Below are 15,627 nucleotides of genomic sequence, written 5' to 3'. Positions count from 1 at the left end.
TATTTATCCAGTATTGGAGTAACCTGCAATGTCCGTACTTGGCCGCATTCACTCATTCGAATCCTGTGGCACCGTTGACGGCCCTGGTATTCGGTTTATCGTATTCTTCCAGGGGTGCTTAATGCGCTGCCTGTATTGCCACAACCGTGATACTTGGGACACCCACGGCGGTAAGGAAGTTACCGTTGAAGAATTGGTCAAAGAAGCCGTCACTTATCGCCATTTTATGAATGCTTCTGGTGGCGGTGTTACTGCCTCCGGTGGCGAAGCCATCTTACAGGCTGAGTTTGTCCGTGATTGGTTCCGCGCCTGCCACGAAGAAGGCATCCACACTTGCCTCGATACCAATGGTTTTGTGCGCCGTTATGATCCGGTCATTGATGAATTACTGGATGCCACCGATTTAGTGATGCTGGATTTAAAACAGATGGATGACAGCGTGCATCAGAATCTGGTGGGCGTCTCCAACCATCGTACTTTGGAGTTTGCCCGCTATCTGGCAAAACGCAACCAGAAAACCTGGATCCGTTATGTGGTGGTGCCAGGCTGGTCAGATGATAATAAATCCGCCCATATGCTGGGGGAATTTACTCAGAACATGACCAATATCGAGAAAATCGAATTGTTGCCTTACCATGAGTTGGGTAAGCACAAATGGGTAGCGATGGGTGAAGAATACAAACTGGATGGCGTTAAGCCACCCACTGCGGAAATTATGGACCGAGTGAAAGGTATTCTTGAAAGTTATGGTCACAAAGTCATGTATTGATAATCGTCAGTGAATCCGATAAATACCGCCATACTGGGTTACCCACTGGCGGTATTTTTTTGGCTCTTATACCGCCGCAAAGGGCGTTTGCTGTTTGTCGCCTTTGCGCAACAGCATCATCAAATAGACTAACGCCACACCCGCTATCATGATAAACAAAAGATTATCAGAATAACGCTGCATCAGCAGCGATGTCATGGTCGGGCCAGTCAAGCTGCCGATGGTATAACTCATCAACAAAGCCTGATTCATTGCCACCAGCTCATCGGCACTGGCTTTTTCACATGCCCATGCCATCGCGACCGGATAAAGAGTAAAACCGGCGCACCCCAAAATAAATAATGCCGGTGCCAACGCATAGTTACCCAGAATGGCGATACTACCGAGAATTACCACGAACACCTGAATCCGCAACACCAACAAACGACCATAGCGATCAGCCATTTTGCCGATCGGCCATTGACCAATAATCCCTGAACTGACCAGTAACGCCATCCACCACCCGACACTGGCATCACTCATTCCTTGATGGGATAAATACAACGGCAGCAGACCATAGAGCGAACCTAATAATACACCGGAGATAATACAGCCATTAACACCCAAACGCGCACTACGGCGCTTGAGCATCGACCAAACGGCAATATGGGGTACGTCACTGCTCCCTTCATGGGAGAAATGCGCAAACAACAGTGGCAGCATGGCAGTAATCACCAACATGCTAACCCACGGGATAACATTCAGCAGTTGCGTTGATACCATGCCTAATAGCAACTGCCCGGTGACAGTGCCCAAATAGTAAACCATCATATAAGCTGCCAAAAGTTGACCACGATTAGTTACCGTGCCACTGCGCAGTAGCGCGCTTTCGACAATCACCCAAATTAACGCGCAAGCCACACCGGCAAAAAAGCGCCAGCCCAACCAGCTCCAGAAATCAACCGACAGCATCAACCCGCACGTCGCCAACGCGAATAAAATACAGGAATAATGATAACTGCGATTAAAACCAAGCTGCTGGATAAATCGCCCGGCAATCAGCGTCCCGGCCAGATTCCCGCTAAAATACGATGAACTCACCATCCCCACTTGCCAGGTCGGCAATTGTTGATGAGATAACCATAAGGGAACTAAGGTATTTAAAACCGCGATAGAAATCGTAAACAGCAAAAGCCCACAGAGCAAAAGCAGCACCGGGCGAGAATATGCGGACATAATAAGATTGAAGCCGTCGGGACAAGAAAAGTGAGCGCATCATGCCACTGGTGATAAAAAAGTCAATTACATCACGAGAGTCGATAGCACAATATGTTGTTTGGTAAATCTCTGCGCGCTAAATTTTGTGTTTTCGCGGTAAACCAAAAAAGAAAAAGCGCCCGTAGGCGCTTCAGACTGCTGACAAAACCCAACGACTCGATCTTGCAAGGTGAGGACAGGTAGAGGAGTAAAGCGTCCGCGCCAGGGATGGCGCGGTTCGAGCCTACAAGGATGTATTTACGGCGTCTTTACGATCTGCCTGTTTTCATCGCCACGGGCACTTTGTCATTAACCTCAAACGCCCGTAGGCACTTTATAACCACTTGATAATCAAGCGAGACATATTGACTCGCTGTAACTAACCAATAAATTCCAAACCACCCATATAAGGGCGCAAAACTTCTGGTACCTGGATACGGCCATCAGCCTGCTGGTAGTTTTCCAGCACGGCTACCAAAGTACGCCCAACAGCCAGACCAGAACCATTCAGGGTATGAACCAAACGGGTTTTCTGTCCGTTTTGTTGCGGCAGCGAGCTTGCATACGACGCGCCTGGAAATCCCACATGTTGGAACACGAAGAGATTTCACGGTAAGTATTCTGCGCTGGCAGCCACACTTCCAAGTCGTAAGTTTTGCTGGAACCAAAGCCCATATCACCAGTACACAACAGCATTTTACGGTATGGCAAATCCAGCAGTTGCAGCACTTTCTCTGCATGACCAGTTAACTCTTCCAGTGCCGCCATCGAATCTTCAGGGCGGGTTATCTGCACCATCTCAACTTTGTCGAATTGATGCATACGGATCAAGCCACGGGTATCACGGCCATAGGAACCCGCTTCAGAACGAAAGCATGGGGTATGGGCCGTCATTTTCAATGGCAGGGAATCTTCTTCCAGGATCTCGTCGCGCACCAGATTGGTCACCGGCACTTCTGCCGTTGGTATCAACGCATAGTTGCTGCTGTCAGATTCTTCTTCTAGTGGTTTGGTATGGAAAAGATCGTCACCAAACTTAGGTAATTGACCTGTACCATAAAGGGTTGCATGGTTAACTAAATAAGGAACATAGGTTTCCAGATAACCGTGTTTTTCAGTGTGTAGGTCCAGCATGAACTGGGCCAAGGCGCGGTGCATACGCGCAATTTGCCCTTTCATCACCACAAAACGCGCGCCAGTGAGTTTTACTCCGGCTGCAAAATCAAGCCCTCCGGCCATTTCACCCAAGGAGACGTGATCTCTCACCTCAAAGTCATACTTACGCGGCTCACCCCAGCGACTAACTTCAAGATTATCGTTTTCATCTCTACCCACGGGAACAGAATCATCTGGCAAGTTAGGGATCGACAATGCCAGATCGCGGATTTCGTTTTGTAACTTGTCCAGCTCGGCCTTGGCTGCATCCAGCTTTTCACCCAACACGTTCACTTCCAGGCGTAATGGTTCGATATCTTCGCCACGCGCCTTGGCCGCACCAATCATTTTCGATCGGGCGTTACGTTCTGCTTGCAGACTTTCTGTTTCAACCTGTAAAACTTTGCGGCGCTCTTCTTGTTGGCGCAACATCTCAACATCAAGTTTAAAACCTCTGCGAGCCAGTCTTTCGGCGACTGCGTCTAGCTCATTGCGCAGCATATTGGGATCGAGCATGCTAGTCCTGTGCTTGTAGTTATGGTCATACCCTGTTATTTGAAATTGCAGCGTTGCTGGCAGCTCCAATGACTTGGGGTATAAAGGGTTATTAAAAAGAATTCAGCGATGCAAGCGGTATAATCAGCCACTTAGCAATCAGTATATAGCGCTAACCTTACCGCAACAGCAAGACTAGCGGTAGCGTTTTATCGGGCTATTTTGATCCTGCTCAGCCAACCATGCCAGCTTTTCACCAATTTTACCTTCCAGACCTCTGGGCGACGGTAAATAGTAGCGGGTTGAGGCCATTTCAGGCGGGAAGTAATTCTCACCAGCGGCATAGGCATGTTGTTCATCATGGGCATAGCGGTACTCAGCTCCCAGCCCCATCTCTTTCATCAACTTGGTTGGCGCATTGCGCAGATGTTCGGGGACATCAAAGTCTGGTTTATCACGCGCATCTTGCATTGCTGCTTTAAACGCCGAGTAAACCGCATTACTTTTCGGCGCACAAGCCAGATAAACAATCGCCTGAGCAATCGCTCGTTCACCTTCTGCCGGGCCAACACGGGTAAAACAGTCCCACGCTGATATCGCCACTTGCATCGCACGAGGATCGGCATTACCAACGTCCTCCGACGCAATGGCTAATAAACGCCGGGCAACATAGAGTGGATCACCGCCTGCGGTGATAATGCGCGCGTACCAATACAGAGCGGCATCGGGTGCCGAGCCACGAATTGATTTATGCACCGCCGAGATGAGGTCGTAGTAGCGATCACCTTTATTATCAAAGCGCGCGCTACGCTCACCTGACACTTCTTTTAGCAAGTCAGGGGTTAAAATACGCACCCCTTTGGCATCTATTTCTGCCATATCAGCCATCATCTCAAGGCTATTCAATGCCCTGCGCGCATCGCCCCCCACCAGCTCTGACATCATGCGGCGGGTTTCATCAGGCAATTTAATATTCTGACCGCCATACCCACGGCTGCTATCAGACATTGCCTGATCAATCACCTTCTCAATATCTTCAGCCGTTAGCGCTTTGAGCAAATAGACGCGGGCTCGGGAGAGCAGAGCTGAGTTCAATTCGAAAGAGGGGTTCTCGGTAGTAGCACCAATAAAGGTTATCGTACCATCCTCAATATGCGGTAAGAATGCATCTTGCTGACTCTTATTGAAGCGATGGACTTCGTCAACAAACAAAATAGTGCGCCGACCGGCATCGCGATTTTGCCGTGCGCGCTCAATAGCCTCGCGAATTTCTTTAATACCGGAGGTCACCGCAGAAATACGCTCAACATCAGCTTGACCATAACGACCAATAATTTCTGCCAACGTAGTTTTGCCAGTTCCCGGAGGCCCCCAGAGGATCATGGAGTGTAATTGCCCGGCGATGATTGCCCGCGGTAGCGGTTTACCCGGTGCCAACAAGTGCTGCTGGCCAATGTATTGATCCAACGTCAAAGGCCGCATACGCGCGGCCAGAGGCTGAAACTCATTTTGGGAAAAGTCGAGGGACATATTACTCACGCAAACCTCACTGCCGCTGGTCGTCCAGCGTCACGCCTTTTGGTGGGGTAAATTTAAACTTGCTGGCATCTGCTGAACTATTCTGCTGCCCCTTCAGGGTGTAAGCACTGCGCTGACCATCTTGTTCAACCGCAGTGAAGCTTTTGATAGTGCCACTTGGCGTCACAGTGATCGCGAATTGTTTCAGATTACCGGTAGCAGTTTTAGGTGTCAGCTCAAAGTCATCGCCTTTCTGCTTAACATTATACTGTTTCCAGTCATCTGGATTATTACGGGTGATAAGCATAAAAGGCGTATTACCGGTGGCATTTTTCAACCAGGTAGCCGTTGCCTGTTCCACAAACGGGTTATAGAACCACAAGGTTTCGCCATCAGAAATTAACACACTCTCATCCGGTGAAGTCATGTGCCAGTTAAACAAGTTTGGCCGTTTCACCCAAAGTTCACCCTCGCCTTCCTGCACTGCTGCACCGTCAGCACTGGTAACATTTTGTGAGAAGCTGGCATGGAAGCTATTCACTTTGCTCAGACGACTTTGCAGGTCTTTACTGGCATCAGCCAGTGCTGATGCAGAAATCAAGCCGGATAACAGACAGCAAGCAACAAGCAGTTTTTTCATTATTCTAAATACCTTTTAAGTTTCTGCATAAGGGCCGCAAAGCGGCCCTGTTTATGTTAAGAACTTCAGAGCAAAGTTTTACTCATGAGGCGGTGGTGCTAAAACTTCACGGTTACCATTATGGCCCGGCGTACTGACAATCTGCTGGGCTTCCATCTGCTCAATGATGCGTGCAGCACGGTTATAACCGATACGGAACTGGCGCTGAACACCAGAGATAGACGCACGGCGCTTCTCAAGGACAAAACTTACTGCCTGATCAAATAGCGGGTCCAGTTCTTCATCGCTATCAAGCCCCAAACTGCCACCTTCACCCTCTTCGTTACCACTGAGGATACTCTCGATATATTGTGGACGGCCACGGGCTTTCCAGTCATTGACCACGGCGTGAACTTCCTGATCGCGGACAAAGGCACCGTGGACGCGCACCGGTATTGAGGAGTTAGGTGCCATATACAGCATATCCCCCATACCCAGCAACGACTCTGCACCGCCCTGATCAAGGATGGTGCGTGAATCAATCTTGCTAGATACCGTAAAAGCGATACGGGTTGGAATGTTAGCTTTAATCAAGCCGGTAATCACATCCACCGACGGTCGCTGTGTTGCCAATACCAGATGAATACCCGCAGCACGAGCCTTCTGCGCCAAACGAGCAATCAGTTCCTCAACTTTTTTGCCCACTGTCATCATCAGATCAGCAAACTCATCCACCATCACTACGATGTATGGCAATTTCACCAACATTGGTGGAGATATATCCATGCTATCAGAGGGCTTCCAGAACGGATCTGGAATTGGCCGCCCCATCGCTTCAGCTTGTGCCACTCGCTCGTTGTAACCGGCAAGATTGCGCACACCTAATGCCGACATCAGTTTATAGCGGCGCTCCATCTCACCGACACACCAGCGCAATGCATTCGCGGCATCCTTCATATCAGTAACCACACCGGTTAACAGGTGAGGAATGCCGTCATACACAGACAGCTCCAGCATTTTCGGGTCAATCATGATAAAGCGTACATCTTCCGGGGTGGCTTTATACAAGATACTCAGGATCATCGCATTGACCCCAACCGACTTACCTGAACCCGTAGTACCCGCCACCAGCAAGTGAGGCATTTTGGCTAAATCTGCCACCACTGGCTGCCCGGAAATATCTTTACCCAGTACGATAGCTAATGGTGATGGATTATCACGGAATTTTGCGCAATCAAGTACTTCGCGCAGATAAACTGTCTGGCGATGTTTGTTTGGTAATTCAAGGCCGACATAAGGTTTGCCCGGAATCACTTCCACCACACGAACAGCAATAGCTGACAGCGAGCGCGCCAAATCACGGGAAAGATTAGAAATACGTGAAGCTTTAACACCAGGAGCCAGATCCAATTCAAAACGAGTAATGACCGGCCCCGGAGAAATGCCAACAACTTCCGCTTTTACCCGATAATCACCTAACCGCGCTTCAACCAGACGCGCAGTTTGCTCCAAAGCAAACATATCTACCGGCTCTTCTTCCACTGGCGGAGAAGAAAGCAGATCAAGCGTTGGCAATGGTGTTGTCGGTTTGACTAGCGGTTGATCATTACGCATCAAGAATGGATGAATCAAACTGTCCATTGCTGGCGTAGGCTGCTGTTGCGCCACCTGATTAGAAGCTGTTGTCGGCGTTACTGGCAGTTGTACAGGTGTAGCCTGAACGGGCAAAGATTGCCCAGTGTGCGCTTGATACGGTGAAGGGTGATGGGTTGGACTCGGCTCAACATAACCCGACCTAAATTCTTCGTCTTCGGCCGCTGAAGGCGTAGTTTCTTCCGGATGCGGTGACAACGTAAACAGCGGCTCACGCGCAGGCTCATCCACAAGGTCGGCAACCGGTGAAAAAGTGAATGCATTGCCGGTATCAACTGAACGCCTTTCACTCGCTACATTTTGATTATCCACAGTACCATAGCGATGTTGCTGCTGTGCAGCAAAGGCTTGCCTCAACGCAGCTTCTTCCAAAGCCTGCTCATCTTCAGCATCGGGAATGCTCGTCGAAGAGAATGTTGTTTCAGCATTAGATTGCTGGTCATAACGTTCTGATTGCTGATCAGCAAAAGCCTGACGCAAAATAGCCTGCTGCAATGCATCATCATCTTCAGATGTAACCCCTACATCCAGCTCAGATGCCTGGTATTGAGGCTGAACATCCTCCTCACCACGTTCGCGCTGTTCCTGTTCAGCCATACGCTGAGAGGGCAATTTGATACCGTAAGAGGCTAACTCGCGCCGCGTTGGAATACGCACAGGATTAGGGCGAGGTAACTCAGGGCCAATCCCCTGCTTAATCTGAGAACTGTTATCACTGGTCGCGGTAAAGGCTGGCATAAAGGTTGCAGCTACGGTGGTTGCGGCTGCAATACCAGCCCCCGACGACAGGGCGTTGTCAGGAATGGTTAATGGGTTACTTATAGAGCCAGATGCTGCCAAACCATCAAGGTTGCGGCCAAAACCTGGGGCACTATACGAGGTATTATCAACCTGATCACTATGGCGCTGTGCGGCAGAAAAATCGAACGGTGAATGGTTGGCTGTGGATGGTGGTGTATCCCAACTCCCCATTTGCGGTTCAGGCCGTTCCAGTGTAGCGGCACGCGTCTGACCTGGTGACGGCGTATCTTGCGGAATTTCAAACGAATATAACGGTGGCGTTACCGATGTGTTAGCCGTCATCGGTGCTGCGCTGTGACTGATTACCGGTGGTGCTGGCATAGCCGCAGATGCAGAAGATAACGCGGCCTGATTATCATCATCTGTAGCACGCAAACTGCTCAATAATGGGTCGTAATTATCTTCTGTGTCAGCAGTCAATGATGGACTCTGTTCAATACCATCGGTAGCCATTTCTGTTGCCGATGGCGCTGAGAACAACACGTCGTCATCGGCATGAGCCGTTGATGCAGCAAGTGTGACCGCAGCGACAGCTTTATTTGCAGTGATACCCAGCGCTGACTCTTCACTCTCAATTTCACCGACACGATAGTCATCATCCTCATCGTCATAACGTTCTTTACGACGTGAGCGATTAGTCATAAATGTCACGGAGCCGAGAACCACGCCTCCTATCTTCTCCGCAATGACCAACCATGACCAACCGGTAAATAGCGTCAGACCAACCGCCCAGATACAGAGCAAAGTCAGGGTTGCTCCCACACCATTAAACCACGGCAACATGGCGTTGCTGAACAAGCTGCCAATCACGCCACCAGAGGCGAAATAATAGAGATCGTCGAGGTTGAGCGCGGCAAGACCACATGAGGTCAAAATCAGGGCTAATGTGCCAATTAGACGCAATGAAAGCGCAAAATAGTCCACATGTTCATTGGCGTCACGCTGACGGAATGCAGCCCAGCACAATATCACCATAATAGGAGGGATCGCGTATGCAAAGACGCCAAAGGTGAAAAACAGCGTATCGGCCATCCACGCCCCAATACCCCCACCAAGATTATGGATAGGTTCGTGCCATGCAGTCTGAGACCAGCTTGGGTCTGACGGATTAAAACTGAGCAGCGCAGCCATAAGGTATGCTGCCAAAATCGTCACCACAATCAAAACGGCTTCAAGCAAACGTCGCCCGCTGCTAAGTTTTTTCAGGGTAACTTCTTTATCTTCTGTATATTCCTGGCTCAAGAAAGGCTCTCCAGGTTCCTGTTGACTAGTATGAGCGACAACGCCGAGAACCCTCCCGGCGTTGAAACTGTATGAATAAACAGGAGTGTAACCAAATTACTCAGGTTTTGCACCTGCCTGTTTACCGCGTTTTAATTACCAAGCGGTTACTCTGCTTCACTTCTTCCATGACTACATAGGTACGGGTATCGTTGACACCCGGCAGGCGAAGCAAGGTTTCACCGAGTAAAGTACGGTACGCAGACATATCCGGTACACGGGTTTTCAACAAGTAGTCGAAATCGCCAGAAACCAGGTGACACTCTTGAATTTCCTCAAGATTTTTAACAGCGGCATTAAATTGCTCAAACACGTCCGGAGCGCCACGATTCAGAGTAATCTCAACAATAACCAGCAGTGACGCATCCAAATATTGTGGATTTAGCAACGCGGTATAGCCATGAATGAAGCCCTGTCGCTCTAAACGGCGCACACGTTCCAGGCATGGTGTTGGTGACAACCCGACTCGTTTTGAAAGCTCAACGTTAGAGATGCGCCCATCCTTTTGTAATTCATTCAGGATGTTACGATCTATACGGTCAAGCTCTTTCCCCGGGCGTTTTTTATTATCTATCATCTTATTAGTCTCTCTTATTTTCCTTAAGTCCGCGACATGCTCTTAGTGATAAATACTTTCAGAACCTGTTGCAGACAACGACCCGCAGCCTTTTTATGCAAATATATCAACACGTTGTTATCTCACACCTTGTCTGTCCAACTGTATGCGAGGCACTCGAAGATTATTAGCGTTAGAAGAAGAGACAAACATCACAACAAACAACCACAGATACATCCCCCCTGTGGTTATTCGAGCATTTACTCCACATGCCATCCAGCATTAAGCGAAAACATTCCAGGGTTTTCGTTTGGTATCATTGATACCAAATCTGAAATTATGGCGCGCAGATAATTTCTTCTTCCATAGATGTTTTCGCAAATGCACAGCCGATTGTCAAAGTAAAAGAAGTTAAATCAGTAGAACGTGCCAGAATTAAAATCCCCAGGGTCATTCCTGACCTATTTTATCCCCCCTAAATTGCCATAAAATGGCGCAAAAAGGCTTACGGATAATCAGGCTATATTTTCAGCTATCGGCTCACAAGCCACATACTTTATGGGGTTTAAGTCAATTCGGACAATTTTAGCCATTACTTTAAGATATAATTCCAATAAATTTATTAATTGTTTTAATCCCTTGATTCGCTAACCGCCGATTCTTAATACATTTTGTCTATTAAATAGGCTTCACCTATCAAACTAATCGCTAACAACATTTTTGCCTGCTTTTTTTAATGCCATATTTTCCCTACAATCGTTAACATTGTCCGCCATTGTGGGAAAGAGGTATTCATGAGTACGGCTAAACATAACAAATTAATTATTCTGGGTTCTGGTCCTGCGGGTTATACCGCAGCGGTTTATGCTGCCCGCGCCAATCTAAAACCTGTATTGATTACCGGGATGGAACAAGGCGGTCAGTTGACCACCACAACCGATGTTGAGAACTGGCCTGGTGACGCTGAAGGCTTGACCGGCCCTGCACTGATGGAACGGATGCGTGAACATGCAGAGAAATTCCAAACAGAGATTGTGTTCGACCATATTAACAGCGTCGACTTACAAAACCGTCCGTTCCGTCTGTTTGGTGACAGCCATGAGTACACCTGTGATGCCTTGATCATCGCAACTGGCGCATCGGCACGCTATCTGGGGATGGATTCAGAAGAAGCCTTTAAAGGGAAAGGGGTTTCAGCCTGTGCAACCTGTGATGGTTTCTTCTATCGCAATCAAAAAGTCGCGGTGGTCGGTGGCGGAAATACCGCAGTTGAAGAAGCATTGTATCTGGCCAATATCGCCGCTGAAGTTCATTTGATTCACCGCCGTGATAGCTTCCGCTCAGAAAAAATCTTGATCGACCGCCTGATGGAAAAAGTGAAAAACGGCAATATCGTATTGCACACTGACCGCACGCTGGGCGAAGTTTTGGGTGATAACATGGGTGTCACCGGTGTGCGCCTGAAATCCACCAAAAACAGTGAAACAGAAGAAATTGCTGTTGCGGGTGTTTTCATTGCGATTGGTCATAGCCCAAATACCGCCATCTTTGGTGACCAACTGGCGCTGGAAAACGGCTACATCAAAGTTCAGTCTGGTCTGCAAGGTAATGCCACACAGACCTCAATTCCGGGCGTGTTTGCTGCGGGCGATGTCATGGACCATATTTATCGTCAGGCAATCACTTCTGCCGGTACCGGTTGCATGGCTGCCCTTGATGCAGAACGTTATCTGGACGGGTTAGTGAACGATAAATAACATTTCGGCATACTGATTCAAATTTAATATAGCGGGTGGTTTGCGATAAGTGAGCTGCCCGTTTTCATTTCTGTTTTGTGCTTAATTTCGTGCAGTGGCATGTCAATGAAAAACAGCAAATTATAGATCTCTGGTAATGCGGCGGCTATCACAAGCATTATGGTTTCACCTCATGGCATGACGAGGTAATATTGCCCCTCGCTGGTTTACCATCATCAATGATGGCAAACATTCATAGATTTCATACCAAATAGTAAGCAGACAAATTGCCTGATGAATAAAACAAGACAGTATGAGTTGATTCGTTGGCTGAAAAAACAGAGCGCCCCCGCGCAACGTTGGCTCCGCCTGTCCATGTTACTTGGCTTGCTCAGCGGGTTGTTGATTATCGCTCAAGCGTGGTTGTTGGCAACCTTGCTGCAAGCCCTGATTATTGACAAGCTCCCCCGCACAGCTCTGACTGCTGATTTCTGGCTGCTGGCCGGAACCTTTGCCGCGCGAGCCGTGGTCAGTTGGCTACGTGAACGGGTAGGCTTCATTTGCGGTATGCGCGTACGTCAACAAATCCGCAAAGTAGTATTAGACCGCTTAGAGCAACTGGGGCCATCGTGGGTGAAGGGCAAACCTGCCGGGAGTTGGGCAACCATCATTCTCGAACAAATTGAAGATATGCAGGACTACTACTCCCGCTATCTGCCACAAATGTATCTGGCGGTCTTTATTCCCATCCTGATTCTGATAGCCATCTTCCCTATCAACTGGGCGGCAGGCTTGATCTTGTTTGTGACTGCACCACTGATACCGGTGTTTATGGCACTGGTCGGTATGGGCGCTGCCGATGCCAATCGCCGTAATTTTGTGGCACTGGCACGCTTAAGCGGTAATTTTCTTGATCGCTTGCGCGGGCTAGACACGCTAAGGTTATTTAATCGCGCCAAAGCTGAAACCGACCAAATTCGCGACTCTTCAGAAGATTTTCGCCGTCGCACTATGGAAGTACTGCGTATGGCGTTTCTCTCTTCGGCAGTATTAGAATTTTTCGCTGCCATATCCATTGCTATCGTTGCGGTCTATTTTGGTTTCTCTTATCTGGGTGAGCTTAATTTTGGCAGCTATGGTTTCGGCGTAACCCTATTTGCTGGCTTTTTGGTGCTGATTCTCGCTCCTGAGTTCTTCCAACCGTTACGTGATTTAGGTACGTTCTATCACGCAAAAGCCCAAGCAGTCGGCGCAGCAGAGTCATTAGTCACATTTTTGAGTAGTGAAAGCGAGTCTATCGGCCTGGGTGAAAAAGTGCTGGATGGTCAAGAGGCGGTGGCCCTTGAAGCTCACGAATTAGAAATTCTGGCACCGAGTGGTATTTGTCTCGCCGGGCCACTGACATTTTCACTACTCGCAGGCAAACGCGTAGCGGTGGTTGGGTTGAGTGGCGCGGGCAAGAGTTCGTTACTCAATTTGCTACTGGGCTTTTTACCTTATCGTGGCTCGCTAAAAGTTAACGGTGTCGAACTACGTGAGTTGGAGCCGCAACGCTGGCGCAGCCAATTAAGCTGGGTGGGCCAAAATCCACATTTGCCAGAACAAACACTGACCACCAATATTTTACTGGGGCAGCCTGATGCCTCTGAAAGTCAATTACAGCAAGCGGTGGAACGTGCTTATATCAATGAATTCCTCGCTGACTTGCCACAAGGGTTAAATACAGAGGTTGGTGATCATTCAGCGCGCCTATCTGTTGGCCAGGCGCAGCGCGTTGCTGTCGCCAGAGCGCTATTAAACCCATGTCGCTTATTGCTACTGGATGAACCAACCGCAAGCCTTGATGCCCATAGCGAGCAGTTGGTGATGAACGCGTTGGGGGACGCTTCACGTAGGCAGACGACGCTGCTGGTTACACATCAGTTAGAAGATACGCTGGGTTACGATCAAATCTGGGTTATGGATAAAGGTCTTCTAATTCAGCAAGGCGATTACTCCACCCTCAGCAAGTCTGACGGTTCATTTGCCAATCTGCTGTCCCACCGCAGTGAGGAGCTTTAATCATGCGCGTCCTACTTCCCTTCCTGGCATTGTATCGCCGCCATTGGTTCCTGATTTGTCTGGGTATTGTGCTGGCAATTATCACCTTGCTTTCCAGCATCGGATTGCTGACATTATCCGGGTGGTTTCTTGCAGGAACTGCCATCGTCGGCCCAGCAGGGCTATACACGTTTAATTATCTACTACCGGCCGCTGGCGTTAGAGGCGCGGCGATAACTCGTACTGCGGGGCGCTATGCCGAGCGAGTTGTCAGTCACGATGCAACGTTCCGCGTACTGGCTCATCTGCGGGTATTTGCTTTTCAAAAAATCCTGCCGCTTTCACCTGCCGGTATTGCCCGATTTCGCCAAAGTGAATTGCTGAACCGTTTGGTTGCTGACGTCGATACCCTTGACCATCTCTATCTGCGAGTGATATCGCCGTTAGTGGCAGCTATTGTGATTATTGCTGCTGTGACTTTTGGGCTGAGCTATCTGGATGTCAACCTGGCGCTGACGCTGGGCACTATCCTACTTAGTCTCCTGTTATTGATACCACTGATTTTCTACCGCGCCGGTAAGCCCATCGGCAGTGACCTTACTGACTTACGTGGCCGTTACCGCTCGCAACTGACCTCTTGGCTACAGGGGCAGGCCGAATTATTGGTCTTCGGTGCCCTACAGCGTTTTCGTCATTCGTTGGAAGAAATTGAATCACGTTGGATGAGCCGTCAGAAGCAGCAAGCATCGCTAGCTGGGTTAGCACAGGCGCTGATGATTCTAGCGTCCGGTCTGACCGTCACCCTCATTTTGTGGTTAGCAGCTCAAGGTGTCGGCGGTAATAGCCAGCCAGGTGCATTGCTGGCACTGTTTGTCTTCACTTCGTTGGCGGCATTTGAAGCGCTGCTCCCCGTAGCCGGTGCCTTTCAGCATTTGGGGCAGGTTATCGCCTCGGCGACACGAGTCAGGCAATTGATGGATCAAAGACCTGAAGTGACATTCCCAGTCAGTGGCCCGGCAGTGGCCTCGCAGGTGGCGCTGGAAGTGACAGGGTTGAGTTTTACTTACCCACAGCAACCCTTACCTGTTTTGCAAAACATATCGCTCTCACTGGCAGCAGGAGAGCATATTGCGCTACTGGGCCGCACTGGCTGCGGCAAGTCTACTTTCCTGCAATTATTAACCCGTGCCTGGGATGCGACTGAAGGCACTATCACGCTGAATGGGCAACCCGTAGCCAATTATGATGAAACAGCGTTACGCCAGATGATGACCGTGGTCAGCCAGCGGGTGCATATATTCAGCAGTACCTTGCGTGAAAATCTATTGCTCGCCTGCCCTACCGCCTCAGATGCGCAACTGAAAGCTGTTTTGGAACAAGTAGGATTAGCTAATTTGCTCGATAACAGTGAGGGTCTGAATGCCTGGATGGGGGATGGTGGCCGCCCACTATCCGGTGGAGAACAGCGTCGGATAGGGATTGCACGCGCCTTACTGCATTCTGCACCGTTACTGCTACTTGATGAACCTACAGAAGGGCTGGACGCCGAAACTGAACAACAGATTCTGGCACTACTGCGACAGCATTGTCAGCACAAGAGCGTGATCATTGTCACTCACCGCTTGTACGGACTGGAATATATGGACCGAATCTGCGTGATGGATGGTGGAAAGATTGTCGAACAAGGCTCTCACCAAAGCTTATTGCTGAGCAAAGGGCGCTATTATCAATTCCATCAGCGGCATTGATGCAGTGATTATATGTGAGC

General features: G+C 49.2%; 9 protein-coding genes and 2 pseudogenes. 5 read left to right on the top strand and 6 right to left on the bottom strand.

Features of this window, described 5'->3' with window-relative positions:
- Window positions 1–28 precede the first annotated feature (28 nt).
- Window positions 29–769, top strand: coding sequence for a pyruvate formate lyase 1-activating protein (pflA, locus tag YALDO0001_RS03660; protein WP_004699997.1), 741 nt, complete (start codon window positions 29–31; stop codon window positions 767–769).
- A 66-nt stretch (window positions 770–835) separates the two neighbouring features.
- On the opposite strand, the gene YALDO0001_RS03655 is transcribed toward pflA, so the two are convergent.
- Complete coding sequence (locus YALDO0001_RS03655; protein WP_004699996.1) at window positions 836–1,984, bottom strand: MFS transporter; 1,149 nt, start codon at window positions 1,982–1,984, stop codon at window positions 836–838.
- A 272-nt stretch (window positions 1,985–2,256) separates the two neighbouring features.
- Between YALDO0001_RS03655 and YALDO0001_RS21740 the strand changes: the two are divergent.
- Window positions 2,257–2,322, top strand: a pseudogene (locus YALDO0001_RS21740) (gluconate 5-dehydrogenase); the annotation flags it as partial.
- Window positions 2,323–2,384: 62 nt separating this feature from the next.
- Here the strand turns inward: YALDO0001_RS21740 and serS are convergent.
- The 5 genes and pseudogenes from serS to lrp all read right to left on the bottom strand — a co-directional run bounded on the left by serS (window position 2,385) and on the right by lrp (window position 10,104).
- Window positions 2,385–3,676 (bottom strand): annotated as a pseudogene (gene serS / locus YALDO0001_RS03650) (serine--tRNA ligase).
- Between the two features lie 174 nt (window positions 3,677–3,850).
- Window positions 3,851–5,194 carry a replication-associated recombination protein A gene (locus YALDO0001_RS03645; protein WP_042839363.1) on the bottom strand — a complete coding sequence of 448 codons (1,344 nt, stop codon included), beginning with the start codon at window positions 5,192–5,194 and terminating at the stop codon, window positions 3,851–3,853.
- Window positions 5,195–5,201: 7 nt separating this feature from the next.
- Complete coding sequence (gene lolA, locus YALDO0001_RS03640) at window positions 5,202–5,813, bottom strand: outer membrane lipoprotein periplasmic chaperone LolA (protein ID WP_004699989.1); 612 nt, start codon at window positions 5,811–5,813, stop codon at window positions 5,202–5,204.
- A 78-nt stretch (window positions 5,814–5,891) separates the two neighbouring features.
- Window positions 5,892–9,488, bottom strand: coding sequence for a DNA translocase FtsK (locus YALDO0001_RS22630; protein WP_004699988.1), 3,597 nt, complete (start codon window positions 9,486–9,488; stop codon window positions 5,892–5,894).
- A gap of 121 nt (window positions 9,489–9,609) precedes the next feature.
- Window positions 9,610–10,104: a leucine-responsive transcriptional regulator Lrp gene (lrp, locus tag YALDO0001_RS03630; RefSeq protein ID WP_002211340.1), complete on the bottom strand. Its 495-nt coding sequence runs from the start codon at window positions 10,102–10,104 to the stop codon at window positions 9,610–9,612.
- Between the two features lie 773 nt (window positions 10,105–10,877).
- Here lrp and trxB point away from each other — a divergent pair.
- The 3 genes from trxB (at window position 10,878) to cydC (ending at window position 15,607) form a co-directional block, all read left to right on the top strand.
- Window positions 10,878–11,840 (top strand): thioredoxin-disulfide reductase, encoded by a 963-nt coding sequence (gene trxB / locus YALDO0001_RS03625; RefSeq protein ID WP_004699983.1) that lies wholly within the window; start codon window positions 10,878–10,880, stop codon window positions 11,838–11,840.
- A gap of 273 nt (window positions 11,841–12,113) precedes the next feature.
- Window positions 12,114–13,880, top strand: a complete 1,767-nt coding sequence (gene cydD / locus YALDO0001_RS03620; protein WP_004699980.1) for a heme ABC transporter permease/ATP-binding protein CydD — start codon at window positions 12,114–12,116, stop codon at window positions 13,878–13,880.
- A gap of 2 nt (window positions 13,881–13,882) precedes the next feature.
- Window positions 13,883–15,607 carry a heme ABC transporter ATP-binding protein/permease CydC gene (gene cydC, locus YALDO0001_RS03615; protein WP_004699977.1) on the top strand — a complete coding sequence of 575 codons (1,725 nt, stop codon included), beginning with the start codon at window positions 13,883–13,885 and terminating at the stop codon, window positions 15,605–15,607.
- The last annotated feature ends 20 nt before the right edge of the window (window positions 15,608–15,627 follow it).

It is taken from the genome of Yersinia aldovae ATCC 35236 (assembly GCF_000173735.1).
Lineage (GTDB): Bacteria > Pseudomonadota > Gammaproteobacteria > Enterobacterales > Enterobacteriaceae > Yersinia > Yersinia aldovae.
This window is presented reverse-complemented; position numbering and strand designations above follow the sequence as displayed.

What these genes read in the sequence shown, in the direction of transcription:
- pflA (WP_004699997.1), top strand. Translation starts at nt 29, where the DNA reads ATGTCCGTACTTGGCCGCATTCACTCATTCGAATCCTGTGGCACCGTT.
- YALDO0001_RS03655 (WP_004699996.1), bottom strand. Translation starts at nt 1,984, where the DNA reads ATGTCCGCATATTCTCGCCCGGTGCTGCTTTTGCTCTGTGGGCTTTTG.
- lolA (WP_004699989.1), bottom strand. Translation starts at nt 5,813, where the DNA reads ATGAAAAAACTGCTTGTTGCTTGCTGTCTGTTATCCGGCTTGATTTCT.
- lrp (WP_002211340.1), bottom strand. Translation starts at nt 10,104, where the DNA reads ATGATAGATAATAAAAAACGCCCGGGGAAAGAGCTTGACCGTATAGAT.
- trxB (WP_004699983.1), top strand. Translation starts at nt 10,878, where the DNA reads ATGAGTACGGCTAAACATAACAAATTAATTATTCTGGGTTCTGGTCCT.
- cydD (WP_004699980.1), top strand. Translation starts at nt 12,114, where the DNA reads ATGAATAAAACAAGACAGTATGAGTTGATTCGTTGGCTGAAAAAACAG.
- cydC (WP_004699977.1), top strand. Translation starts at nt 13,883, where the DNA reads ATGCGCGTCCTACTTCCCTTCCTGGCATTGTATCGCCGCCATTGGTTC.